This window comes from Thiomonas sp. SCN 64-16, assembly GCF_001725585.1.
In the GTDB taxonomy this organism is placed as follows: domain Bacteria; phylum Pseudomonadota; class Gammaproteobacteria; order Burkholderiales; family Burkholderiaceae_C; genus Thiomonas; species Thiomonas arsenitoxydans.
The window spans coordinates 1-23,236 of sequence record NZ_MEGQ01000042.1 but is presented as its reverse complement, the minus strand read 5'-3'; the positions used below and the strand labels follow the sequence as shown (position 1 = coordinate 23,236).

23 protein-coding genes are annotated in these 23,236 nt (G+C 62.9%); 19 read left to right on the top strand and 4 right to left on the bottom strand.

Annotation, left to right across the window (positions count from 1 at the left end; all coding sequences use genetic code 11):
* The first annotated feature begins 60 nt into the window (after positions 1 to 60).
* The 9 genes from rpmJ (at position 61) to dsbD (ending at position 7,472) form a co-directional block, all read left to right on the top strand.
* On the top strand, positions 61 to 174 hold the full coding sequence (gene rpmJ / locus ABT24_RS11885; protein WP_013106894.1) for a 50S ribosomal protein L36: 114 nt from the start codon (positions 61 to 63) through the stop codon (positions 172 to 174).
* Positions 175 to 207: 33 nt separating this feature from the next.
* The gene (gene rpsM, locus ABT24_RS11880; protein ID WP_013106893.1) at positions 208 to 573 is read left to right on the top strand and encodes a 30S ribosomal protein S13; all 366 of its coding nucleotides are present in this window, start codon (positions 208 to 210) and stop codon (positions 571 to 573) included.
* A 16-nt stretch (positions 574 to 589) separates the two neighbouring features.
* Positions 590 to 997, top strand: a complete 408-nt coding sequence (gene rpsK, locus ABT24_RS11875) for a 30S ribosomal protein S11 (RefSeq protein WP_013106892.1) — start codon at positions 590 to 592, stop codon at positions 995 to 997.
* Between the two features lie 175 nt (positions 998 to 1,172).
* Positions 1,173 to 1,796 carry a 30S ribosomal protein S4 gene (rpsD, locus tag ABT24_RS11870; protein ID WP_156053451.1) on the top strand — a complete coding sequence of 208 codons (624 nt, stop codon included), beginning with the start codon at positions 1,173 to 1,175 and terminating at the stop codon, positions 1,794 to 1,796.
* A gap of 113 nt (positions 1,797 to 1,909) precedes the next feature.
* Positions 1,910 to 2,896 carry a DNA-directed RNA polymerase subunit alpha gene (locus tag ABT24_RS11865; RefSeq protein WP_013124106.1) on the top strand — a complete coding sequence of 329 codons (987 nt, stop codon included), beginning with the start codon at positions 1,910 to 1,912 and terminating at the stop codon, positions 2,894 to 2,896.
* Positions 2,897 to 3,024: 128 nt separating this feature from the next.
* Complete coding sequence (rplQ, locus tag ABT24_RS11860) at positions 3,025 to 3,420, top strand: 50S ribosomal protein L17 (RefSeq protein ID WP_013106889.1); 396 nt, start codon at positions 3,025 to 3,027, stop codon at positions 3,418 to 3,420.
* 120 nt (positions 3,421 to 3,540) lie between these two features.
* Positions 3,541 to 4,491, top strand: coding sequence for an ATP-binding cassette domain-containing protein (locus ABT24_RS11855; protein WP_423837837.1), 951 nt, complete (start codon positions 3,541 to 3,543; stop codon positions 4,489 to 4,491).
* A 30-nt stretch (positions 4,492 to 4,521) separates the two neighbouring features.
* Complete coding sequence (locus tag ABT24_RS11850; protein ID WP_276731260.1) at positions 4,522 to 5,304, top strand: ABC transporter permease; 783 nt, start codon at positions 4,522 to 4,524, stop codon at positions 5,302 to 5,304.
* Between the two features lie 173 nt (positions 5,305 to 5,477).
* Positions 5,478 to 7,472, top strand: coding sequence for a protein-disulfide reductase DsbD (gene dsbD, locus ABT24_RS11845; RefSeq protein WP_276731262.1), 1,995 nt, complete (start codon positions 5,478 to 5,480; stop codon positions 7,470 to 7,472).
* A 26-nt stretch (positions 7,473 to 7,498) separates the two neighbouring features.
* On the opposite strand, the gene ABT24_RS11840 is transcribed toward dsbD, so the two are convergent.
* The gene (locus tag ABT24_RS11840; RefSeq protein WP_276731265.1) at positions 7,499 to 7,978 is read right to left on the bottom strand and encodes a protein tyrosine phosphatase family protein; all 480 of its coding nucleotides are present in this window, start codon (positions 7,976 to 7,978) and stop codon (positions 7,499 to 7,501) included.
* The gene (locus ABT24_RS11835; RefSeq protein ID WP_276731267.1) at positions 7,975 to 10,062 is read right to left on the bottom strand and encodes a molybdopterin-containing oxidoreductase family protein; all 2,088 of its coding nucleotides are present in this window, start codon (positions 10,060 to 10,062) and stop codon (positions 7,975 to 7,977) included. Before ABT24_RS11835 ends, ABT24_RS11840 begins: the two co-directional genes overlap by 4 nt.
* Positions 10,063 to 10,298: 236 nt before the next feature.
* Between ABT24_RS11835 and ABT24_RS11830 the strand changes: the two genes are divergently transcribed.
* From ABT24_RS11830 to ABT24_RS11810, 5 genes are all read left to right on the top strand, one after another.
* Entirely contained in the window at positions 10,299 to 10,994 is a 696-nt protein-coding gene (locus tag ABT24_RS11830) for a TetR/AcrR family transcriptional regulator (protein WP_276731269.1), read from the top strand.
* Positions 10,995 to 11,063: 69 nt separating this feature from the next.
* Complete coding sequence (locus ABT24_RS11825; RefSeq protein WP_276731272.1) at positions 11,064 to 12,860, top strand: acyl-CoA dehydrogenase C-terminal domain-containing protein; 1,797 nt, start codon at positions 11,064 to 11,066, stop codon at positions 12,858 to 12,860.
* A 19-nt stretch (positions 12,861 to 12,879) separates the two neighbouring features.
* A complete protein-coding gene (locus tag ABT24_RS11820; protein ID WP_276731275.1) occupies positions 12,880 to 15,279 on the top strand; it encodes a 3-hydroxyacyl-CoA dehydrogenase/enoyl-CoA hydratase family protein in 2,400 nt (799 codons plus the stop codon).
* A 20-nt stretch (positions 15,280 to 15,299) separates the two neighbouring features.
* Positions 15,300 to 16,499 (top strand): acetyl-CoA C-acyltransferase, encoded by a 1,200-nt coding sequence (locus ABT24_RS11815; protein ID WP_013124096.1) that lies wholly within the window; start codon positions 15,300 to 15,302, stop codon positions 16,497 to 16,499.
* Between the two features lie 72 nt (positions 16,500 to 16,571).
* Positions 16,572 to 17,348 (top strand): enoyl-CoA hydratase, encoded by a 777-nt coding sequence (locus tag ABT24_RS11810; RefSeq protein ID WP_276731281.1) that lies wholly within the window; start codon positions 16,572 to 16,574, stop codon positions 17,346 to 17,348.
* Between the two features lie 2 nt (positions 17,349 to 17,350).
* Here ABT24_RS11810 and trmL read toward each other — a convergent pair whose 3' ends face one another.
* Together trmL and ABT24_RS11800 are read right to left on the bottom strand one after the other, a co-directional pair.
* Positions 17,351 to 17,821 carry a tRNA (uridine(34)/cytosine(34)/5-carboxymethylaminomethyluridine(34)-2'-O)-methyltransferase TrmL gene (gene trmL, locus ABT24_RS11805; RefSeq protein ID WP_276731283.1) on the bottom strand — a complete coding sequence of 157 codons (471 nt, stop codon included), beginning with the start codon at positions 17,819 to 17,821 and terminating at the stop codon, positions 17,351 to 17,353.
* 18 nt (positions 17,822 to 17,839) lie between these two features.
* Positions 17,840 to 18,559, bottom strand: coding sequence for a ComF family protein (locus tag ABT24_RS11800; RefSeq protein WP_276731285.1), 720 nt, complete (start codon positions 18,557 to 18,559; stop codon positions 17,840 to 17,842).
* Between the two features lie 65 nt (positions 18,560 to 18,624).
* Here ABT24_RS11800 and ABT24_RS11795 point away from each other — a divergent pair, with 65 nt between their 5' ends.
* The 5 genes from ABT24_RS11795 (at position 18,625) to ABT24_RS11775 (ending at position 23,084) form a co-directional block, all read left to right on the top strand.
* Positions 18,625 to 19,566: a methyltransferase domain-containing protein gene (locus tag ABT24_RS11795; protein ID WP_276731286.1), complete on the top strand. Its 942-nt coding sequence runs from the start codon at positions 18,625 to 18,627 to the stop codon at positions 19,564 to 19,566.
* Positions 19,567 to 19,765: 199 nt separating this feature from the next.
* Positions 19,766 to 20,323: a DUF2244 domain-containing protein gene (locus tag ABT24_RS11790; RefSeq protein WP_276731289.1), complete on the top strand. Its 558-nt coding sequence runs from the start codon at positions 19,766 to 19,768 to the stop codon at positions 20,321 to 20,323.
* 40 nt (positions 20,324 to 20,363) lie between these two features.
* Positions 20,364 to 21,230, top strand: a complete 867-nt coding sequence (gene coxB / locus ABT24_RS11785; RefSeq protein ID WP_013124090.1) for a cytochrome c oxidase subunit II — start codon at positions 20,364 to 20,366, stop codon at positions 21,228 to 21,230.
* A gap of 88 nt (positions 21,231 to 21,318) precedes the next feature.
* The gene (gene ctaD, locus ABT24_RS11780; RefSeq protein WP_013124089.1) at positions 21,319 to 22,950 is read left to right on the top strand and encodes a cytochrome c oxidase subunit I; all 1,632 of its coding nucleotides are present in this window, start codon (positions 21,319 to 21,321) and stop codon (positions 22,948 to 22,950) included.
* An 8-nt stretch (positions 22,951 to 22,958) separates the two neighbouring features.
* Entirely contained in the window at positions 22,959 to 23,084 is a 126-nt protein-coding gene (locus ABT24_RS11775; protein WP_013124088.1) for a hypothetical protein, read from the top strand.
* Positions 23,085 to 23,236: the final 152 nt, after the last annotated feature.

Genomic DNA, 23,236 nt, shown 5'->3' with positions numbered 1-23,236 from the left:
TACGATTTGTCACGTGCGCGGATTGTGTTCCGTGCCAAGTAATAGCAAGAGAGGATCATCATGAGAGTGAGCGCATCGGTTAAAAAAATGTGCCGTAATTGCAAGATTATTCGTCGCAAAGGTGTTGTGCGTGTGATTTGCACCGACCCGCGTCACAAGCAGCGCCAGGGTTGAGCCCAAATCATTTTTTGAAGTTCGAGGTATTCAATGGCACGTATTGCTGGTATTAACATTCCGCCACATCAACACTCCGAAATCGGCCTCACGGCGATTTACGGCATTGGTCGCACCACCGCGCGCGCCATTTGTGATGCTTCGGGCGTTCCCTACAACAAGCGGATCAAGGATCTGTCCGACGCTGACTTGGAGAAGGTGCGCGAAGCCATTGGCAAGCTCACCATCGAGGGTGACCTGCGTCGCGAGATCTCCGTCAACATCAAGCGCCTGATGGATCTGGGTTGCTATCGTGGCTTCCGCCATCGTCGCGGTCTGCCCGTACGTGGTCAGCGCACCCGCACCAATGCCCGCACCCGCAAGGGACCGCGCAAGGGCAGCATCACGCTGAAGAAATAAGTAAGGAACATCGCAAATGGCTAAACCGTCTTCCCAGAACTCCGCAGCCCAGCGCGCACGTAAGAAGGTTCGCAAGAACGTCTCTGACGGCATTGCGCACGTTCACGCGTCGTTCAACAACACCATCATCACCATCACCGACCGTCAGGGCAACGCGTTGTCGGCATCGTCTTCGGGTGCGCAAGGCTTCAAGGGTTCGCGCAAATCCACCCCGTTTGCGGCGCAGGTTGCTGCCGAGCAGGCGGGCCGTGTGGCGCTGGAATACGGCATCAAGAACCTGGAAGTCTTCATCAAAGGCCCGGGCCCGGGGCGTGAGTCGTCAGTGCGCGCGCTGAACAACCTCGGCATCAAGGTCACGCTCATCGAAGATGTGACGCCGATCCCGCACAACGGCTGCCGTCCGCCGAAGCGTCGCCGCGTCTGATTTTGTTGATTGGTTTTGTCGGTAGGCTTTGTTGAATTTTTGTTGCACTGATTTGTAGAACTATCCCCGCGCCCTTTGGTCGTCTAGTCGGCCCTGGGCGCGTTTTCAAGCCCACTGCCCGATTGTTCGGGCTCCCATGCAATTCACGGCATGGCAGTATTGAAAGGAATTCCAAGTGGCTCGTTTTATTGGCGCCAAAGGCAAACTCACCCGCCGCGAAGGCGCAGACCTCTTTCTCAAGAGCGCACGCCGCGGTATCGACTCCAAGGTCAAGCTCGAGACCAAACCCGGTCAGCACGGCCGCACTTCAGGCGCCCGCACGTCCGACTACGGCAAGCAACTGCGTGAAAAGCAGAAGGTCAAGCGGATGTATGGCGTGCTTGAGCGCCAATTCCGCCGTTATTACGAAGAAGCGCAACGCCGCTCTGGCAATACCGGCACCAATCTGCTGATGCTGCTGGAATCGCGCCTGGACAATGTGGTGTATCGCATGGGTTACGGCTCGACCCGCGCTGAAGCGCGCCAGTTGGTCAGCCATCGCTCGATCACTGTCAACGGCAAGGTGTTGAATATCCCCTCGGCGCTGGTGAAGACGGGCGATGTGGTCGCGGTGCGTGAAAAGTCGCGCAATCAGGTCCGCATCCAGGAATCTGTGAAACTGGCTGAGTCGAATGGTTTCCCTGCCTGGGTGCAGGTGGATGGCGCCAAGATGGAAGGCGTCTTCAAGAAGGCCCCGGACCGCGATGAATTTGGCAACGACATCAACGAGTCGCTGATCATCGAGTTGTACTCGCGTTAATTTTATCCACGCCCCGGAGTCCCGGGGTGTGTTCGCGCCTTGCCACGCTGGCAGCGGCCGCTCACCTCAGCCTTATCCGCGTAACGTGCGGAGGGTATTGAACAGGAAGCCTTATGCAAACTGCACTTCTTCGCCCCAAGTCGATTCAGGTCGAATCTCTCGGTCACAACCGTTCCAAAGTGGTGCTCGAACCTTTCGAGCGCGGCTATGGCCACACCCTTGGCAACGCGCTGCGCCGCGTCATGCTGTCGTCGCTGGTGGGTTACGCGCCGACCGAGGTCAGCATCAACGGCGTGCTCCACGAGTATTCCGTGGTCGACGGCCTGCAGGAAGATGTGATCGGCGTGCTGCTCAACCTCAAGGGTGTGGTGCTCAAGCTGCACAACCGTGACGAAGTCACCCTTTCGCTGCGCAAGGAAGGCGAAGGCGTAGTGACTGCTGCCGACATTCAGACGCCTCACGACGTCGAGATCGTCAATCCAGATCACGTGATCGCGCATCTGTCACAAGGCGGCAAGCTCGACATGCAGATCAAGGTCGAAAAGGGTCGTGGCTACGTCCCCGGTACCCTGCGTAATTTCGGCGAAGAAGGCGGCAAGAGCATTGGCCATATCGTGCTCGACGCTTCGTTCTCGCCGGTGCGCCGCGTCAGCTATGCCGTGGAAAGCGCCCGCGTGGAGCAGCGTACCGATCTGGACAAGCTGGTCATGGAAATCGAGACCAACGGCGTGATCAGCGCGGAAGAAGCCATTCGTTCGTCTGCGCGCATTCTGGTTGAGCAGTTGTCGGTGTTCGCCAGCCTGGAAGGCGCCGAGACGACCGAGGCCGCCGAGGCGGCTGCGGGTGGACAGACTTACGATCCGATTCTGCTGCGCCCGGTTGACGAGCTCGAACTGACGGTGCGCTCGGCGAACTGCCTCAAGGCCGAGAACATCTATTACATCGGCGACCTGATTCAGCGTAGCGAAACCGAACTGCTCAAGACCCCCAACCTGGGCCGCAAGTCGCTCAACGAAATCAAGGAAGTGCTCGCCGCGCGCGGGCTGACGCTGGGCATGAAGCTCGACAACTGGCCGCCCAGCGGCTTGGACAAGCGCTGAGCAAACCTGGTTGATCAAGCGCGTTGACTACAAGTTTTTTGATGACAAGTTTCGCCGGGTGGAGTACCCGGCAATGCAGGGCCAGTACCTGATCCGGCTGGCCTGATTCATAAGGAAAGGAAAGCACCATGCGTCACGGAAACGGACTTCGCAAACTCAATCGCACCTCCAGCCATCGCAAGGCCATGTTTCGCAATATGGCCAATTCGCTGATCGAGCACGAGGCCATCAAAACCACGCTGCCCAAGGCCAAGGAATTGCGCGCCGTGGTTGAGCCGCTGATCACCCTGGGTAAAAAGCCCTCGCTGGCAAATCGCCGTCTGGCGTTTGACCGCTTGCGCAACCGGGACTCTGTGGCCAAGCTGTTCAACGTGCTCGGTCCCCGTTACCAGACTCGTCCGGGCGGTTACACGCGCACGCTGAAGTTCGGTTTTCGCGTGGGTGACAACGCGCCGATGGCTCTGATCGAACTCGTTGACCGGCCCGATGTGGACGCCGCGCCGGCCGAAGACAAGTCGGAGTAAACCGGGCTGAATCCAAGAGCAACGGCGGGCCCTCTCGCCGTCATCCTGAAAAGCGCCAGCAGTTGCTGGCGTTTTTCATGGCCGGAGCAGTTTTCACAGTGAGCCCGTAGCATGTCCCCCATGCCAGAAAGCACTGCCCGCTTGCCCGAAACACCCGCACCCTCCGTGCTGCTTGAACTCGATCAGGTCTATAAAAGCTATGGGCGGCTGCAGGTGGTCGATGGCCTGAGTCTGCGGCTGTCGCGCGGCGAGTGTTACGGCATCATCGGCCCTAACGGCGCCGGAAAAACCACCACCATTCAACTTTGCCTCGGCCTGGCCCGGCCCGATCGCGGGCAGATTCGGCTGATGGGGCAGCCCGTGCCGCAGGCGGCCCGGCAGGCCCGCCTGCGTGTGGGGGTGGTGACGCAGTTCGACAGCCTCGATCCCGACTTCACGGTGGAAGAAAACCTGTTGGTCTTTGGTCGTTACTTCGGCTTGCGCGACGCCGAGTTGCGTCCGCGGCTGCCGCAGTTGCTGGCGTTCGCCGCGCTCGAATCAAAAGCGCGGGCGCGTATCAGCGAGTTGTCCGGGGGCATGCGGCGGCGGCTGAGTCTGGCACGCGCGCTGGTCAATGATCCGGACCTGATCTTTCTGGACGAGCCGACCACCGGCCTCGATCCGCAGGCCCGCCACCTGATCTGGGAGCGTCTCAAGGTGCTGACGGCGCAGGGCAAATCGCTGCTGCTCACGACTCATTTCATGGACGAGGCCGAACGCCTGTGTCATCGCATTCTGGTGCTCGACCACGGCCGCCGCATTGCGGAAGACACGCCCCGCGGCCTGATCGCCGCCCAGGTCGAAGCCGAAGTCATCGAGATGGACGGCGAGGGGCTCGAAGCCGCAGAGCAATTGCTGCGCCCGCATGTGCAACGCATGGAGCGCAGCGGAGATGGTTTGTTCGCCTACATGACGCATGGCGCCGAGGCCTTGCGCGCGCTGGAGGCGCTGCCTGGCCTGAGGGTTTTGCACCGCCGCGCCAATCTCGAAGACGTTTTCCTCAAACTCACCGGGCGGCAACTGCGCGATTGACGACGCGAGCGCCCGACCTGCCGATGCACCATGTCTGATCTCACTCTGCTCGAGCGCCACAGGTGGCGCTTCTTCCCCATTTGGCAGCGCAACTTTCTGGTGTGGAAGAAGCTCGCCATTCCCAGCCTGATCGGCAATATCGCGGAGCCTCTGATCACCCTTTTGGCCTTTGGGTTTGGCGTGGGCGCCCTGGTCGGCACGGTACATGGCGTGCCCTACATCCAGTTTCTCGCTTCCGGCGCGATCTGCATGAGTGTGATGATGGCCGCGAGTTTCGAGGCGCTATATTCCGCGTTTTCACGCATGCATGTGCAAAAAACCTGGGACGCCATCCGCGTCACCCCCACCTCTCTCGACGACGTGCTGCTGGGCGAACTCACCTGGGCAGCGACCAAGTCCGTGTTCAGCGGCGTGGCCATTCTTGCGGTCATCGTGGTTCTGGGCATTAGCCGGCAGTGGACGCTGCTCATCGCGCTGCCCTTGCTGTTGCTCACCGGGCTGGTGTTTTCCGCCATCGGTCTCATCGTCAACGCCAAGGCGCGCGGTTATGATTTTTTCACCTACTACTTCACCCTAGTGCTCACGCCGATGACGTTTCTATCCGGCGTTTATTTTCCGCTGACCGCGCTGCCGCAGCCGCTGCAGTGGCTGGCGCAGGTGCTGCCCCTGAACGCCGCAGTCGGACTGGTGCGCCCGCTGTTTTTCGGACAATTCGACCCGCAGGCGGGGCTGCATCTGGCCGTGCTGGTGTTTGATTTGCTGATGGCTTGGTGGGTGGCGCGCACGCTGACGCAGAGACGCTTTCGGGCCTGAGAGCCCCCCAGCGTCGATGCCGGGTAATTCAGCGAGTGCAGCAGGGCAAGCCCTAAGGCATTCAAATATGCCACTGGACTTATATTTCAACTTCCACGCGCTGCGCGACGCCTGACGGGCTGTCAGGATTTCACGCGGCACGCGACCAAACGATAAGACAAGGGAGACCGTTCATGGGCCACAGCATTCCATCCACTTCGCGAGCACCGCGTTTCTGGGCAGGGCTCAGTCGGGCTCTGCTGGGCTTTTTCCTGCTCTGGGCCGACGTTTTGCAGCCCGTGGCGCACGCTCAGCAGGCCGATTTCCTGCCGCCGGACGAAGCCTTCCAGTTCACCGCCAAAGTGCAGGATGGCAAAACGGTGCTGCTGCAGTTCAAGGCGTACGACGGGTATTACCTGTACCAGGAGCGGTTTCATTTCGAGTCACAGACGCCGGGCGTGGAACTCGGCAAGCCAGAATTTCCTCCGGCGCACAAAATTTTCGATAAAAACCTCGGCCACGAGGTGTTTCACTACCGCGGTGTGGTGCCGATTCCCCTGCCCGTGCTCAAGGCGCCGGCCACCTTCAAGATGTTGGTGACGTATCAGGGCTGCGCCGACGCGGGGCTTTGCTATCCGCCGATCGAAAAGCTCGCCACCGTCAGTCTCAGCGGGTTTGGCGGCAACGGAACGGTGAGCATTTCCGAACCCGATGACGAAAGCGGTAGCGCACCCGCGGCAAGCGGCAGCGGAGCCAGCGGCTTGGTACAGGGCTTGATGGCTGGCGCCAGCGCAGCACAACCGGCGGCGGCCTCGGCCTCTGCCACGACCGCGCCAGCTCCGGCTGCAACGGCATCGGCCGTCGCCGCCCCGGCTGCTGCGGCCGCTGTCGCCCAGGGTGGCGACTCGTCGCGCATTGGTCAGGCGCTGGCGTCGGGCAGCCTGCTCAGCATCATTCCCATGTTCCTGGTGTTCGGTCTGCTGCTGGCCTTCACGCCTTGCGTGCTGCCGATGATTCCCATTCTGTCGAGCATCATCGTGGGGCAGGGCGACAAAGTGTCCCGCGGGCGCGGCTTCGCCCTGGCCGTGGCCTATTCGCTGGGCATGGCCATTGTGTACACGGCCTTTGGCGTGGCGGCCGGTCTGCTGGGCCAAGGGCTGGCGGCCTCGTTGCAGAACCCCTGGGTGCTGTCGGTCTTCGCCTTGTTGCTCGTGGTGCTGTCGCTGTCGATGTTCGGTTTCTACGAACTGCAAGTGCCCAGCAGTCTGCAGAGCAAGTTGTCGTCCACCTCCGACAAGATGCAGGGCGGACACTTCGCCGGGGTTTTCATCATGGGCGGCATTTCGGCGCTCATCGTCGGGCCCTGCGTGGCCGCGCCGCTGGCCGGGGCGCTGCTCTACATCAGCCAGACCGGCAACGCGCTCATCGGTGGGGTGGCGCTGTTCTCGCTGGCGGCGGGCATGAGCGTGCCCTTGCTGCTGGTCGGTCTGGGCGCGGGCACTTTGCTGCCCAAGGCGGGCGGATGGATGGATGGCGTCAAGGCCTTCTTCGGTGTGCTGCTCATCGCCACCGCGCTGTACATGATCGCCCCGGTTCTGCCGACCTGGCTGCTGATGGTGCTGTGGGCGCTGCTTTTGCTCATCAGCGCCAGCTTCCTGCGGGCGTTTGACCGGCTGCCCGATGAGGTTTCCGGCTGGAGGCGGCTGTTCAAGGGCTTTGGCGTGGCGTTGGCCGTGGCGGGCGCGGCGCTGATCGTCGGCCTGGCGGCGGGCAACCGTAATCTGCTGCAGCCGCTCGCCGGGCTGGGCGGCGGCGCAGCGGGCGCGGTGAGCGCCGCGCCCGCGGTGCAGTTTCAGCGCATTCACACGGTGGCTGATCTCGACCGTGTGGTCGCCAGCAGCAGCAAGCCCGTGATGCTCGACTTCTACGCCGATTGGTGCGTGTCGTGCAAGGAGATGGAGCACTTCACCTTCACCGATCCCGCAGTGGCGCAACAGTTGGCGGGCTTTACGCTGATTCAGGCCGACGTGACGAACAACACCGCCGACGACAAGGCGTTGCTCAAGCGTTTCCAACTGTTCGGCCCGCCGGGCATCATCTTTTTCAAGAGCGGCAAGGAAGTGGGCCGCGTGGTGGGATTCGAGGATGCCAAGACCTTCCTGGCGTCGATGAAGCGCGCGGGGGTTTGAGCGCGGTTTCGACGCTTGGCAGAGATTCAGTGCGCTGCGCTGCGGCAGTGTGCCGCGCGCACTGCGCTGATCCACTGCTGCCAGACCGGGTTCGGTGCCCAGATCTGCGACATCGGCCACGACGCTTGTTCTTCAGTTTCGCCACGAATGAGCAGGCGGTAGAGATAGACGAAGGCCGAGGCCCGCATATTTTTTGCGCAATGCAGCCAGACGGGCTGTTGCCCGAGCGCAGCCATCACCCCGGCGAACTGCTCAAACTGCACAGGTTTCGGCGCGTCCCACAGCACCGGGATGTGCACATAGTTCATTCCTAAGGCCGTCACCTGCTCGGCTTCGCCGGACAAGACCTTGGAAGACGTCGGCAGCGCGAGGTTGATGACCGTGGCCACGCCCAGAGCAGGCAGGCGGGCAATGTCGGCGACGCTGAGCTGGCCCGAGCACCAAAGACCTTCGAATGCCGCGAAGGTGTTTTCGGCGTCAAAGCGCAGCGGCGCTGACTCGCTCACGCTGCGGCTACCTCCACCAGGCAGTCGTAGAAGCACGGCCCATTGCCCAGATCGGTCAGGCGCTGGTGGGTGAGGGCATTGACGTTGTTGCCATCGGCGTAGAGCTTGCGCCACCAGATGCCTAAAGCGACGATCTGGCCAGGGCGGGTGCGCGAGCTCAGGCGGGCGCGGGTGAGGGTGGCGCCGCGGTCGTTGAAGGTGCGCACCATCTGGCCGTCGGCAATGCCGCGCGCTACAGCATCATCCGGGTGGAGCAGCAGCAGCGGTTCGCCTTCGAGATTGCGCAGGCTGTCGACGTTGACAAAGCTGGAGTTGAGGAAGTTGCGCGCCGGGGGCGAGATCATCGCCAGCGGGTAGCGCGTGGCGAGCTCCGGTGCAGAGGCGACAGACTCGTAGGGCAGCAGCACCTCGGGCAAGGGGTCGCGCCCGGCATCCGCTTCGCGTTGTGACCAGAATTCGCACTTGCCCGAAGGCGTGGGAAAGCCGCCGTGTGCAAACGGGGCGGCGGCGCCCGGCAGCTTGGCCCAGCCGCTGGCCCGCAATTGCTCCCAGGTGATGCCACCGTTGCGCGGATCTGGCGCGATGGCTTGCGCTGCGATCTGCTCATCGCTCTCGGCAAAGCACGGTTCGGTATAGCCCATGCGCGCGGCCAGTAGCCGGAAGATTTCGGTATTCGGCTTGGCCTGCCCCAGCGGGGCGATGGCGGCGTTGTTCGCCATCCAGTAGCGATGGCCGTAGGCCTTGTGCACGTCGAGATGTTCGAGCTGGGTGGTGGCGGGCAGCAGGTAGTCGGCGTAGTCGGCGGTATCAGTCTGGAAGTGCTCCAGCACCACGGTGAACAGATCGTCGCGGCCAAAACCGGCGCGCACCTTGTCGCCCTCGGGCGCAACCGCCAGCGGATTGCTGTTGTAGACGATCACGGCTTCGACTTTCGGGCCGAATTCGGCTGAGCCCGGCCGCAGCAGATCGTCGCCGATAGTCACCATATTGAGGGTGCGCGGGGTGCGTCCGGCCAGCAGATCGGGACGTTCCAGCGCGGCGCCGTTGGCGGCGAAATGATTGGAGCTCGACATCAGCAGCCCGCCGGCATCGTGCCGCCAGGCGCCCACGAGCGCCGGCAGGCAGGCAATGGCGCGCACCGCGTTGGCGCCGCCGCGCACGCGCTGCAGGCCGTAATTCATGCGGATGGCCGCCGGGGTGAGCGTGCCGTAGTCGCGCGCCAGTTGGCGAATTTGCTCGGCGGGTACGCCGCAGACCTCGGCGGCGCGCTCGGGCGGCCACTCCAGCGCGCGCTCGCGCAGGGCGGCAAAGCCTACGGTGTGCTGCGCGAGGTAGTCGTGATCGAGCCAGTCGTGCGCAATGAGTTCGTGCATCAAGGCATAGGCCAGCGCGGCGTCGGTGCCGGGACGCAGTTGCACATGGTCGTGGCACTTCTCGGCGGTGTCGTTGCGCCAGGGGTCGATGCACACCAGCTTGGCGCCATTGCGTTTGGCGCGCTGCGCGTAAGTCCAGAAATGCAGATTGCTGGTGATGCTGTTGCTGCCCCAGATGAGGATGAGCTTGCTGTGTTTGAACTGCTCCACGTCCATCCCCATCTTGCCGCCGATCACCGCCTTGAGTCCGGCCTCGCCCGCGGTGGAGCAGATGGTGCGGTCCAGCAGGCTGGCACCGAGCTTGTGAAAAAAGCGCGCTGCCATGCTTTCGCTCTGCACGAAACCCAGCGTGCCGCCGTAGGAGTAGGGCAGGATGGCCTGCGGGTCACGGGCGGCAATCTCCTTGAGCCGCTCGGCGATGGCGTCCAGCGCTTCGTCCCAGCTCACCGGGGCGAACTGGCCGCTGCCTTTGGGGCCAACTCGCTTCATCGGCTGCAGCAAGCGGTTTGGGTGGTAGGTGCGCTCGGTATAACGCGAGACCTTGGCGCACAGCGCGCCGTGCGTGGTGGGATGGTCGGGGTCGCCGCGCACGCTGATGGCCACGCCATTTCGCACGGTGACGAGCAGGGCGCAGGTGTCGGGGCAGTCGTGCGGGCAGGCGGCGCGCACGGTGGTGTCTTGGGCGGAGACTGCGTTGGAAGAGTCGGGCATGGCGACGGTTTTTGAAGTCAGGGAGTCAGCCCGCGAGTTTAGGCGGCAAATCCCCTGATCGCAGTTTGCGGTTGACAAAGTGCCGATAATCGGAAATAGTACGACCGTTCGTTTTTTATCAACCCCTTCCGCACACGACAAAAATGACCGTCAGCCACTCCCCGATCTCTCCGCGCCGAGCGCCGCACCGCACGGCGGGCGCCAAAACGGCGGTAAAAGCGGTGGCAAAGCGCGGCGTGAGCGCAAGCCCGCCAGTTGAGCCAGTCGGCAGTGGTTCGGCCAAGGGGCGGCAGACGCGGCAGGCCATCGTCGACTGCGCGCTGCAGATGGCCGGGCGCATCGGCCTGGAGGGCTTGTCCATCGGGGTGCTCGCCGACCGGATGGAAATGAGCAAATCAGGGGTGTTCGCGCATTTCGGTTCGCGCGAAGAGTTGCAGATCGCGGTTATCCGCCACTATCACGACCAGTTCGAGCAGGAGGTGTTTTACCGCGCCATCGAGCAGCCGCGGGGCATGCCGCGTCTGGCGGCCATGGTGCAGCGCTGGCTGCAGCGGGTGAGCGTGGAAATGGAGACCGGCTGCATCTACATCTCCAGCGCGGTCGAATTCGACGACCGCCCAGGCACAGTGCGCGATGCGCTGGTCGCCATGATCCAGACCTGGCACGACGCGGTGCGCCGCGCCATCGTGCAGGCGATCGAAATGGGCCATCTCAAGCCCGACACCGATCCGCAACAGCTCATGTTCCAGATTCACGGCTACATCCTGGCGCTGCATCACGATGCCCGGCTGCTCAGGTTGCCCAACAGCCTGGAACTGGCCTGCCGCAGTCTTGACGCGCTGCTGCGCGACCACGCCACGTCCGAAGGCTTGCCCCTGCTTTTGCCTTGTCTGGCCAAGGAGCACTCCGCAAGCGACTCCGCCCCCCATTGAGCGCGTTTCCAGTCCATTTTCAGCCCATTTTCAGCCCGTTTTTCGATTCACGATTTTCAGGAGACAGATATGCCCCAATACAACCCGCCCTTGCGCGATATGCAGTTCGTCATGCACGAAGTGCTCGACGCCACAACTCTGCTCAAAGAGCTGCCGCCGTATGCCGAGGTCGATGCCGACCTGATCAACCAAGTGTGCGAAGAGGCGGGCAAGTTTTGCAGCGAAGTGCTGCAGCCGCTCAACGCCAGCGGTGATGCCGAGGGCTGCCATTACGACGCCGCCACGCACACCGTGACCACGCCCAAGGGTTTCAAGGCGGCGTGGGATCAGTTCGTGCAGGCCGGTTGGACTTCGCTGACGGCGGACGCCGAATTCGGTGGCCAGGGCCTGCCGCACCTGGTGGGCAGCGCGGTGCACGAGATGCAGAACGCCGCCAACCAGGCCTGGACCATGTACCCCGGCCTGACGCAGGGCGTGACCGAATTGCTGAACGCGCATGGCAGCGCCGAGCAGAAGGCGCTCTATATGCCCAAGCTGGTTGCGGGCGAGTGGACCGGCACCATGTGCCTGACCGAGCCGCATTGCGGCACCGACCTCGGCCTGATTCGCACCAAGGCCGTGCCGCAAGACGACGGCAGCTACAAGCTCACCGGACAGAAAATTTTCATCTCCAGCGGCGAACACGACCTGGCGGACAACATCATTCACATGGTGCTGGCCAAGCTGCCGGGTGCGCCCGAAGGCAGCAAGGGGATTTCGCTGTTCATCGTGCCCAAGTTCGTGCCGACCGCCGATGCCGGCGTGGGCGAGCGCAACGGCATTTTCTGCTCCGGCATCGAGCACAAGATGGGCATTCACGCCAACTCCACCTGCCAGATGACGCTGGAAGACGCCACCGGCTGGATGGTGGGCGAGCCCAACAAGGGCCTGGCCGCGATGTTCGTGATGATGAACGGCGCCCGTCTCGGCGTGGGCATGCAGTCGCTTGGCCTCACCGAAGTGGCGTATCAAAACGCGCTGGCCTACGCCCGCGACCGCCTGCAGATGCGTGCCCTCACCGGGCCGAAGGCGCCCGACAAACCGGCCGATCCCATTTTGGTGCACCCCGACGTGCGCCGCATGTTGCTCACCGCGCGCGCCTGGGCCGAAGGCGGACGTTTTCTGGCTTACTGGATTTCGCTGCTGCTCGACCAGTCGCTGCACCACCCGGACGCCGAGGTGCGCAAGGACGCCGACGACCTGGTCTCGTTGCTCACCCCCATCGTCAAGGCCTTCATCACCGACAACGGTCTGCAGGCCACCAACGAATGCCTGCAGGTGTTCGGCGGGCACGGCTACATCCGCGAATGGGGCATGGAGCAATTCGTGCGCGATGCCCGCATCAACCTGATCTATGAGGGCACCAACACCATTCAGTCGCTCGACCTGTTGGGCCGCAAGGTGTTGATGGACGGCGGGGCGCGGCTGCGCAAGTTTGGCAAGATCATCACCGATTTCATCGAACAAGAGGGCGTGAACGAGGCCATGCAAGAGTTCGTCAACCCGCTGGCCGATCTGGCCGACAAGGTGCAAAAACTCACCATGGAACTGGGCATGAAGGCCATGGCCGACAAGGACGAAGTCGGCGCGGCCGCCGTGCCGTATTTGCGCGTGGCCGGTCATGTGGTGTTTGCCTACGCCTTCGCCCGCATGGCGCAGGTGGCGCAGCGCAAGATTGCTGAAGGCGACGACTCGCCCTTCTACCAAGCCAAGCTGCAGACGGCGCGCTTTTACTTCGGGCGCCTGTATCCCGAATCCGCCGCCGCGATCCGCATGGCACGCAGTGGCGCAAAGAACTTGATGGACACCGAGGCGGTGTTCGCCTGAATCCCCCGAAGGAGCTGACATGACACAGACGATACACATCCGCAAAGTCGCCGTTCTCGGCGCTGGTGTGATGGGCGCGCAGATCGCCGCCCATTGCATCAACGCCCGGGTGCCGGTGGTGCTGTTCGACCTGCCTGCCAAAGAAGGCAGCAAGAACGGTATCGTGACCAAGGCCGTGGCCAACCTCAAGAAACTCAGCCCGGCGCCGCTGGGCGACGCGGCCGAGGCCGGCCTGATCACCGAAGCCAACTACGAGACCGATCTCGAACTGCTGCAGGGCTGCGATCTGGTGATCGAGGCCATTGCCGAGCGCATGGACTGGAAGCACGATCTATACAAAAAGGTCACGCCGCATCTGGGCGCGAACACCATCTTCGCCTCCAACACCTCGGGCCTGTCGATCACCGCGTTGTCGGCAGGGTTCGACGCCGAATTGCGCCGCCGCTTCTGCGGCGTGCATTTCTTCAACCCGCCGCGTTATATGCATCTGGTGGAACTCATCCCCACCGCAGACACCGACGGCGCCATTCTCGACCGGCTCGAAACCTTCCTCACCACCACCCTGGGCAAGGGCGTGGTGCGCGCCAAGGACACGCCGAACTTTGTCGCCAACCGCGTGGGCGTGTTCTCCATTCTGGCGGTGATCAAGGAGGGTGAGAAATTCGGTCTCGGCTTTGACGTCATCGACGACCTCACCGGCAGCAAACTCGGCCGTGCCAAGAGCGCGACCTTCCGCACCTCCGACGTGGTCGGCCTGGACACCATGGCCCACGTCATCAAGACCATGCAGGACACCCTGCCCGCGGATAAAGACCCCTTCGCTGCACTCTATGCCACCCCGCCCGTGCTGGCTACGCTGGTCGCCAACGGCGCGTTGGGGCAGAAGAGTGGCGCCGGTTTTTACAAAAAAGTCGGGCGCGACATTCTGAAGTTCGACCCCGCCAAGGGCGACTATGTGCCGGGCGGCGGCAAGGCCGACGAGATCGTGGTGCGCATGCTGAAAAAACCCGCGGCCGAGCGTTTCAAGCTGCTGCGCGAATCGAGCAATCCGCAGGCGCAATTCCTGTGGAGCATTTTCCGCGACGTGTGGCATTACGTGGCCCTGCATCTGGCCGACATTGCCGACAACGCCCGCGATCTCGACTTCGCCATCCGCTGGGGCTTCGGCTGGAACGAAGGCCCGTTCGAAAGCTGGCAGGCCGCAGGCTGGAAGCAGATCGCCGACTGGATCAGCGAAGACATCGCCGCAGGCAAGACGCTGTGCAGCGCACCGCTGCCCGCCTGGGTGAGCCAGGTGGACGGCGTGCATAAACCCGAGGGTTCTTACTCGGCGGCGAAGAACGCCTACATCGGCCGCTCTAAGCTGCCGGTCTATGCCCGCCAGCCGTTCAAGCAGGCCGTGCTGGGCGAGAACGCACCCGACCTGCGCACCGCGGGCAGCACCGTGTTTGAAGATGAGTCGATCCGCCTGTGGACGGCTCCCGGCGCCGACGATGTGCTGGTCGCCAGCTTCAAGACCAAGATGAACACCATTGGCCCCGGGGTCATCTCCGGGCTGCACCAGGCGGTGGAACTGGCCGAAGGCCGCTACAAGGGCGTAGTGGTCTGGCAGCCGACCTCGCTCGCGGGCGGGCCGTTCAGTGCCGGGGCCGATCTGCAGTCGATGATGCCCGCCTTCATGGCCGGTGGCCCCAAGGCCATCGAGCCGGAAGAAAAAAAGTTGCAGGATCTGATGCTCACCCTGCGCTACGCCCAGGTGCCGGTGGTGGCCGCAGTCAGCGGCATCGCCCTTGGAGGAGGCACTGAGCTGAGCGTGTACTGCGCCAAGCGCGTGGTGCATTTCGAGAGCTATATGGGCCTGGTGGAAATGGGCGTGGGCCTGATTCCGGGCGGCGGCGGCCTTACCTACCTGGCGCGACGTGCTGCAGAGCAGGCGCAGGGCGGTGACATCCTGCATTTCCTCAAGACGGGCTTCCAGGCCGCGGCCATGGCCACGGTAGGCAAGTCGGCGCTGGAAAGCCGCAATCTGGGCTATCTGCTGCCCAGCGACGCCATCGTCATGCATGCCCATGAACTGCTGCATGTGGCGGTGGGTCAGGCGCGGGCGATGTTCGACGCGGGCTATCGTCCGCCGATGCCGGGCCAGACTTTCCCGGTGCTCGGACGCAATGGCATCGCTACCATCCGCGCGCAACTGGTCAACCTGCGCGACGGCGGCTTCATCTCCGCCTACGACGACGAAATCGCCACCCGCATCGCCACCGTGCTGTGCGGCGGCGATGTGGAAGAGGGCGCCCCGGCCGACGAGGTCACGCTGATGGCGCTGGAACGCAAGCACTTTTGCGAACTGCTCGGCCAAAGCAAGACCCAGGAACGCATCATGGGCATGTTGCAGACCGGCAAGCCGGTGCGTAACTGATCCGCCACCAGGAGAACAACATGAGCAAACAAGTTCAAGACGCCTACATCGTTGCCGCCACCCGCACCCCGGTGGGCAAGGCCCCTCGCGGGCTGCTGAAAAACTATCGTTCCGACGACTTGCTGGTGCACGTCATCCGTGCCGCATTGGCGCAGGTTCCCAACCTCGATCCCAAGCTGATCGAAGACGCGATCATCGGCTGCGCCATGCCCGAGGGCGACCAGGGCATGAATGTGGCACGCATCGGCGCGCTGCTGTCCGGCCTGCCCGACACGGTGGGCGGCGTGACCGTCAACCGCTTCTGCGCGTCGGGCATCACGGCCATTCAGATGGCTGCCGACCGCATCCGCGTGGGCGAGGCCGATGTGATGATCGCCGGGGGCACCGAGAGCATGAGCCGTGTGCCCATGGGCGGTTTTCATCCCAGCTTCAATCCGGCCATCTTTGCCAACAACGAGCATGTGGGCATCGCCTACGGCATGGGCATGACGGCCGAGAAGGTGGCGCAGCAGTGGAAGGTGACCCGCGAGGAGCAGGATGCCTTCGCGCTGGCCTCGCACCAAAAGGCGCTGGCAGGCATTGCCGCAGGCGAGTTCAACGAAGAAATCACCCCGCTGGACATCGTTGAAAAGTTTCCCCGCCTGGGCACGGCCGAGGTGGACATCAAGACGCGCAAGATGACCGTGGACGAAGGTCCGCGTGCCGACACCACGCTGGAAGCGCTGGCCCGGCTCAAGCCGGTGTTCGCGGCCAAGGGCAGCGTGACCGCGGGCAACAGCTCGCAGACCTCGGACGGCGCGGGCGCGCTCATTCTGGTGAGCGACAAGATTCTCAAACAGTTCAACCTCGTGCCGCTGGCGCGCTTCGTCAGCTTTGCCGTGCGCGGCGTGCCGCCCGAGATCATGGGCATCGGCCCGAAGTTCGCCATTCCTGCGGCGCTGGAAAAAGCCGGGCTCAAGCTCGACGACATCGGCTGGATCGAACTCAACGAAGCCTTCGCCGCGCAGTCGCTTGCCGTGGTGAAAGATCTGGGCATCAACCCCGAGGTGCTTAACCCGCTGGGCGGCGCGATCGCCTGGGGCCACCCGCTGGGCGCCACCGGCGCAATTCGCGCGGCCACGGCGATCTACGGCATGCGTCGCCGCAAGGCCAAATACAGTATGGTGACCATGTGCATCGGCACGGGGCAGGGCGCTGCGGGCATTTTCGAAAACGTCTGATCGCAGCCGTTTGCAGCCCTTCGGCCAAGGCCCGGGCTGACGCGCCCGGGTTTTTAATTGGGAGACAACATCATGAGTCAGGTGCAGGTGGAATTGCGCAGCGGGGTGCTGCACATCGTGTTCAATCGCCCCGAAAAAAAGAATGCGCTGACCCTGGCGATGTACGAGGCAGCCAACGAGGCCTTCGAACGCGCCGCGACCGACGCGGATGTCAAGGCGGTGCTGATCGCAGGCGAAGGCGGCAGCTTCACCGCGGGCAACGATCTGCAGGACTTTCTCTCCGCACCGCCGCAGGGTGAGGAGGCGCCGGTGCTGCAGTTTTTGCGCCATCTCGCCGGGTTGGACAAACCGCTGGTCGCAGCCGCCCAAGGCTTTGCCGTCGGCGTGGGCACCACGCTGCTGATGCATTGCGATCTGGTCTATGCCGCCGATGACGCGCAGTTCGTGCTGCCCTTCGTGCATTTGGGTCTGTGCCCCGAGGCGGCGTCCAGCCTGCTGCTGCCGCAGATTGCGGGGTACCAGCGCGCGGCGGAAAAGCTCTTGCTGGGCGAACCGTTCGACGCCGCCGAGGCCTTGAGCATGGGCCTGGTCAACCGCGTGCTGCCTATCGAAAATCTGCGTGAATTTGCCGTAGCGCAGGCCGAAAAATTCTCTCGTCTGCCTGCGCCCTCGGTGCGGGCGACCAAGCGCCTGCTCAAAGGCCTGGGCGATCAGGGGCCGCAGGCCGTGCTGGCGCGCATGCGCTCGGAGGAGGCGGTGTTTCAGGCGCTGCTGGGCGCACCGGCCGCGCGCGAGGCGATGATGGCGTTTTTGCAAAAACGCAAGCCCGACTTCTCGTCCATCACCTGAGTTTAAATTCCACCGGCGTAGCCGTTCTGTCGCCAGGCTTCGAACACGGCGACAGCGACCGAGTTCGACAGATTGAGACTGCGCTGGCCTTCGCGCATGGGCAGTCGCAGCCGTTGCGTCGGGGCGAATTGCTCGCGCACCGCGTCGGACAGGCCGCGGGTTTCGGCGCCGAAGACAAAATAATCGCCCGGCTCGAAGCGCACGGAGCCGATCAACCGACTGCCGCGCGTAGTGAAAGCGAACAGGCGCTCGGGGCGCGGCTGCAGCGTTTGCATCAACGCGTCCCAACTGGCGTGCGTTTGCAGCGTGGCGTATTCGTGATAGTCGAGCCCGGCGCGGCGGAGCTGTTTGTCATCCAGCGAAAAACCCAGCGGTTCAACCAGGTGCAGGGTGCAGCCGGTATTGGCGCACAGGCGGATGACGTTGCCGGTGTTGGGCGGAATTTCGGGCTCGACAAGAACGATGTGGAACATGGGTCGCAATGCGAAAGATCAGGGATTGGAATCGCGAGGAGTGCGCAAGGCAATGGCGACCCAGACCGCAGCGGCGCCCTGGCGCAGCAGCACCCGGGTGGCTTCATGCAGCGTGGCGCCGGAGGTCATCACATCGTCCACCAGCAGCAGGGTCTGGCCATCCCAGCGTGTATCGCAGGCGTAGGCGCCGCGGATGTTGCGGCTGCGCGCGTGCAGCGGCAGGCTGCTTTGCGCGGCGCTATGCCGCAGCCGCTGCAGCGCGTAGGCATCGCCAGGGCGATTCAGCGTGGCAGCGATGCGCCGCGCTATTTCCCACGCGGGGTTGAAGCCGCGCTCCAGCAGGCGCTCGCGCGAAAGCGGTATGGGCAGAATGTGGTCGGGCAGCGGCATGTCGCCTTGCGCCCAGCGCGCACCGAGCAGGTCGCCAAACCACCGGCCCAGCGCGGGTTCTGCGCCGAACTTCATGCGCAGAATGAACCGATCGTTGGGAAATCGATAGTCGCCCAGCGCCAGGGCGCCCGCCCACAGCGGGGGGTGCAGCAGACATTGGCCGCAGACCTGCCCGTCGTGCGCCACCGCCACCGCGCAGCGCGGGCAGCGTGGACGCAGGGGCAAGTCTTCTTGCAGGCAATCGTCGCACAGCGGCTGACTGCTGCGGGCGTCGCAATGGGCGCAGCGACCGGGCCAGAGCGCAGACCAGCGCGAGGCAGGCAAAATAGGACGCTCGAGTGCGGACATCGCCGCACTATATCGCCCGCGCCTGCGGTGTCGCCGCCTTCGTCGCAGTCCCTTGAATAAAGCTGATGGATCGCCCCGATCAATTCTTTGCCGCACAACAACAGGCCCGATGGCTGGCAGCTGCGGCCTGCGCGCGTGATCGCCTGGCGCGCTGGCCCGCGCCCTACATCTGGCAGGAAGCCGCGCGCCGCATGGCCGAACGTCTGCCCTTGTTGCGGGCGCAGGCGCAGCGCGTGCTCGACGCGGGCTGTGCCTGGGGCGATGGGCTCGACTTGCTGCAAAAGCAGTATCCCGCCGCGCAGATTCTGGGCTACGAGCCCTCGCCCCTGCTGGCGCAACTGGCCTCGAAGCGATTTGCTCGTGCGGGGCTGGCGCGTTGGTTCGGGCGGCCCAGCCGGGTGCAAGTGCAGGCGGTGGATGCGGCAGACCCCGAATACCCCGCGCAGGCCGACGTGCTGTGGTCCAACCTCTATCTCGATTGGCACCATGACCGCATGCGGGTGCTCGAAGCCTGGCGGCGGCAGCTTCAGCCCGAAGGGGCGCTGTTTTTCACCACCTTCGGGCCCGACACGCTCAAGGAGCTTGGCGAGGTATGCCGTACCCTCGGCCATTCCTCGCAGCCCATGGCGTTCACCGACATGCACGACTTGGGCGACGAACTGGTGCAGGCCGGTTTTGCCGACCCGGTGATGGATATGGAGATGGTGCGCATGACCTGGCCGTCGGCGCAGGCGGCGCTGACCGAGCTGCGTGCCCTCGGCGCCGTGCCTCACGCCGCGCATTCGCGGGGCCTGCGCACGCCGCGGGCCTGGCAGGCGTTGGTCGATGCCCTGAATGCCACAGCGCAGGCGGATGGCCGCGTCACCCTGACCTTCGAACTGGTCTATGGGCACGCTTTTCGCCCGCGCACCGAGCGGGCACGGGCTGGAGAGGCCACTTTCGGCGTCGAGCAATTGCGCAACACTGCGCGTCAACCCGGATTGCCGACCCGTACCCATCGGGGCTAAAACTGCGGCAAATCGTCGCGATGGATGGCGGTCACATAGATGGATCGAAATGTAACGCGCCCATCTTGATCTCACGCAAAATCAGATCAACTGATGCCGTGATTTTCGATGCGTCATTCTGTCGCACCTATAATCGCTCACTCATATAGACCCGTCATGGCTTGGCTCAGATGCCGGGTTGTGACCCCGATTGACGCAAATGCACCACGCTGATCTTCCGCAAAGCGCATCCAACCTCCCGCCGCAGGATGTCCCTGCAGCCGAGGCTGAGGTGGCGCTTGAGCAGTCGTCTGGCCAAGCGCCTGATCGGGAGGCGGGCGAGGGCTGGATGCGCGACTGGGTGTTCCGCCGCAACTGCTCTATGTCGCCGCGACAGCTGATTGTGTTTTACGCCTCGCTGTGCGTGGTGTCGCTGATCGTGGCGTCTATCGCGTGGGACGTGGGCGGGTCGCTGGTGTTGCCGTTCACCGGCATTGAGCTGGGGTCGGTGGCGCTGGCGCTGGTGGTGTATGGGCGTCATGCCACGGACCGCGAACGAGTGCGTCTGTCGACGCAGCAGTTGCAGGTCGAGTGGGAAAACGCGGGTGTGGTGCAGTCGGTCAGCTTCAATCCGCATTGGGTGCGGGTGTCGCTGCCAGAAAGCGGGCTGGTTGAAGTGTCTTCGGCTGGTCGCACGGTTTACATCGGCCGGTATTCGCGCCCCGAGCGGCGTGCCGTGCTGGCAAAAGATTTGAGGGCCGCGTTGCGGGCCCTTTGAAGTGTTTTAGGGACGAGACCAATTCTTAGAGTGGGGCGACATGAAAGCAATACATCAAATCCGTCTGGCCACCGCAGCATCGCTGCTGGGCGTCATGGGCGCGGCCCATGCCGCAGTGGAAAGTCTGCCGGGTGGGCCGCAGGTGCTGGGGCTGTATTTCCAGAACCCGGTTTCGCCCATCGCCAAACAGGAAAAATTCCTGATGGACATGATGCTCTGGGTCTGTCTGGGGATCGGTATCGTGGTGTTCGGGGCGATGTTCTATTCGGTTTACAAACACCGCAAATCCAAGGGTGCCGTGGCGGCCCACTTCCATGAAAGCACCAAGGTCGAGATTGCTTGGACGATTATCCCTATTCTGATCGTGATTGCCATCCTGATTCCGGCGACCCGTACCGTGATCGCGCAGGAAAACCACAGCGATTCCTTCATGACCGTCAAGGCGACGGGCGCGCAGTGGAAGTGGGGCTACGACTACATGGCCGGTCCGGGCAAGGGCATTTCTTTCTGGTCCACGCTGACCACGCCTTATTCGGAAATCTACGAAGGCAAGGATCTGCCCAGCAACTTCGTGCTGGCCGTCGATCACGAACTGGTCGTGCCGGTGGACAAAAAGATCAAGATTGTTACCACCTCGGATGACGTGCTGCACGGTTTCTATGTCAACTCGCTAGGTGTGCAGATGGATGCGATTCCCGGGTTTGTGCGCTCGACCTGGTTCACCGCCGAGAAAACCGGCACCTACTACGGGCAGTGCGCCCAGATTTGCGGCAAATACCACGCCTTCATGCCTATCGTGATCAAGGTCGTGACTATGCCCGAATACGAGCAATGGGTCGCGCAGTGGAAAAAGGCGCATCCCGACAGCACCCCGCCAGCCGACGGCGCGGCGCCCAGCAAGACCTGAGCCGGTGTGGTGAGAGACAAACCCTAAAAGCGGCCGAGTTTAGAACGAAGTATCAACATTTTCTGGAATGGCAGGAAAGGAAAGCACTATGAGCGCAGTCATCGATCACGCACCGCCATCGGCTCACGCCGGTGATCATGCCCACGAACATCCGCACGGCTGGCGCCGTTGGCTGATGTCCACCAACCACAAAGACATCGGCACGATGTATCTGCTGTTTGCCTTGTGGATGCTGTTCGAGGGCGGCATTCTGGCCCTGGCGATTCGCACCGAGTTGTGGAAACCTTATGTCTGGCTGCTGAACCCTGAGTTGTTCAACGCCTTCGGCACCATGCACGGCATCATGATGATCTTCGGTTCGGTCATGCCCGCGCTGGTGGGCTTTGCCAACTGGATGATTCCGCTGCAGATCGGTGCCCCCGACATGGCCTTCCCGCGGCTGAACAACCTCAGCTTCTGGCTGCTGATTCCCGCAGGCATTCTGCTGACGGCCTCGTTCTTCGTGCCAGGCGGCGCACCGGGTGTGGGCTGGACGCTGTATGCCCCGCTCACCCTGCAGCAAGGCATGGGCATGGATCTGGTGATTTTCGCCATCCACCTCATGGGCGCTTCGTCGATCATGGGCTCGATCAACATTATCGTGACCATTCTCAATCTGCGCGCCCCTGGCATGACGCTGATGAAAATGCCGTTGTTCGTCTGGACCTGGTTGATCACCGCCTACCTGCTGCTGGCCATCATGCCGGTGCTGGCTGGCGCTGTCACCATGACCCTGACTGACCGCCACTTCGGCACCAGTTTCTTCAGTGCCACCGGCGGCGGTGACCCGGTGCTCTATCAGCATCTGTTTTGGTTCTTCGGCCACCCCGAGGTGTACGTGATGATTCTGCCGGTCTTCGGTATTGTCAGCTCCGTCATCCCGGCCTTCGCCCGCAAGCGTCTGTTCGGCTACAGCTCAATGGTGTACGCCTCGGCCTCCATCGCCATTCTGTCCTTCCTGGTCTGGGCGCACCACATGTTCACCGCGGGCATGCCCACGACCGGACAGCTGTTCTTCATGTACGCCACCATGTTGATCGCCGTTCCCACGGGCGTGAAGGTGTTCAACTGGGTGGCCACCATGTGGCGCGGTTCCATGACGTTTGAAACTCCCATGCTGTTCGCCGTGGGTTTCATTTTCGTGTTTACCCTGGGTGGCTTTACCGGCCTGATGCTGGCCATGGTGCCCATCGACACGCAGGTGCACAACACTTACTTCGTGATCGCGCACTTCCATTACGTGCTGGTCGCAGGTTCGCTGTTCGGTATCTTCATGGGCTTCTACTACTGGTCGCCCAAGTGGACGGGTGTGATGTACAACGAAACCGCAGGCAAGATCCATTTCTGGACCTCGATGATCTCGTTCAACATCGCCTTCTTCCCGCAACACTTCCTGGGTCTGGCTGGCATGCCGCGTCGCTATGTGGCCTACCCGGTGCAGTTCACCGACTTCAACCAGATCTCCACCATCGGCGCCTGGCTGTTCGGTCTGTCACAGGCTTACTTCCTGTTCGCAGTGGTGATTCCGGTGTTGCGCGGCAAGGGCGAGAAAGCCCCTCAACGTCCCTGGGAAGGTGCGGAAGGTCTGGAATGGGAAGTTCCCTCCCCGGCGCCGTTCCACACTTATGAAACCCCGCCCAAGCTGAATGCCGATGCCACCCGCGTGCTGGGCTATAACTGAGATCAGATATGAGTAATCGCCAACTTCCCCCGGAAAAACGCCGCCAGAATTTCAAAACGGCGATGATTATGGTCAGTATTGCCTTGGCGATTTACTTCGGTTATCTGATCAAGGCACAGGTTCTCGGTTTTTGACGAACGAGAGCGACAGGCCATCAGTACGGGTGCTGTCGCTCTCTTTTCATCAAGGAAATATGCGTTGAGCTCACCTTCTCAGCCTTCTTTCCTGCGCGCATTGGTTGCCGTACTCTGGTCTTTTGCCGGAATACGCAAATCGAGTGAGCGAA

Bases quoted from the DNA above. Each gene is read 5' to 3' on its own strand.
- rpmJ (WP_013106894.1), top strand. From the start codon at position 61: ATGAGAGTGAGCGCATCGGTTAAAAAAATGTGCCGTAATTGCAAGATT.
- rpsM (WP_013106893.1), top strand. From the start codon at position 208: ATGGCACGTATTGCTGGTATTAACATTCCGCCACATCAACACTCCGAA.
- rpsK (WP_013106892.1), top strand. From the start codon at position 590: ATGGCTAAACCGTCTTCCCAGAACTCCGCAGCCCAGCGCGCACGTAAG.
- ABT24_RS11865 (WP_013124106.1), top strand. From the start codon at position 1,910: ATGCAAACTGCACTTCTTCGCCCCAAGTCGATTCAGGTCGAATCTCTC.
- rplQ (WP_013106889.1), top strand. From the start codon at position 3,025: ATGCGTCACGGAAACGGACTTCGCAAACTCAATCGCACCTCCAGCCAT.
- ABT24_RS11855 (WP_423837837.1), top strand. From the start codon at position 3,541: ATGCCAGAAAGCACTGCCCGCTTGCCCGAAACACCCGCACCCTCCGTG.
- ABT24_RS11850 (WP_276731260.1), top strand. From the start codon at position 4,522: ATGTCTGATCTCACTCTGCTCGAGCGCCACAGGTGGCGCTTCTTCCCC.
- dsbD (WP_276731262.1), top strand. From the start codon at position 5,478: ATGGGCCACAGCATTCCATCCACTTCGCGAGCACCGCGTTTCTGGGCA.
- ABT24_RS11835 (WP_276731267.1), bottom strand. From the start codon at position 10,062: ATGCCCGACTCTTCCAACGCAGTCTCCGCCCAAGACACCACCGTGCGC.
- ABT24_RS11825 (WP_276731272.1), top strand. From the start codon at position 11,064: ATGCCCCAATACAACCCGCCCTTGCGCGATATGCAGTTCGTCATGCAC.
- ABT24_RS11820 (WP_276731275.1), top strand. From the start codon at position 12,880: ATGACACAGACGATACACATCCGCAAAGTCGCCGTTCTCGGCGCTGGT.
- ABT24_RS11815 (WP_013124096.1), top strand. From the start codon at position 15,300: ATGAGCAAACAAGTTCAAGACGCCTACATCGTTGCCGCCACCCGCACC.
- ABT24_RS11810 (WP_276731281.1), top strand. From the start codon at position 16,572: ATGAGTCAGGTGCAGGTGGAATTGCGCAGCGGGGTGCTGCACATCGTG.
- trmL (WP_276731283.1), bottom strand. From the start codon at position 17,821: ATGTTCCACATCGTTCTTGTCGAGCCCGAAATTCCGCCCAACACCGGC.
- ABT24_RS11800 (WP_276731285.1), bottom strand. From the start codon at position 18,559: ATGTCCGCACTCGAGCGTCCTATTTTGCCTGCCTCGCGCTGGTCTGCG.
- ABT24_RS11795 (WP_276731286.1), top strand. From the start codon at position 18,625: ATGGATCGCCCCGATCAATTCTTTGCCGCACAACAACAGGCCCGATGG.
- ABT24_RS11790 (WP_276731289.1), top strand. From the start codon at position 19,766: ATGCACCACGCTGATCTTCCGCAAAGCGCATCCAACCTCCCGCCGCAG.
- coxB (WP_013124090.1), top strand. From the start codon at position 20,364: ATGAAAGCAATACATCAAATCCGTCTGGCCACCGCAGCATCGCTGCTG.
- ctaD (WP_013124089.1), top strand. From the start codon at position 21,319: ATGAGCGCAGTCATCGATCACGCACCGCCATCGGCTCACGCCGGTGAT.
- ABT24_RS11775 (WP_013124088.1), top strand. From the start codon at position 22,959: ATGAGTAATCGCCAACTTCCCCCGGAAAAACGCCGCCAGAATTTCAAA.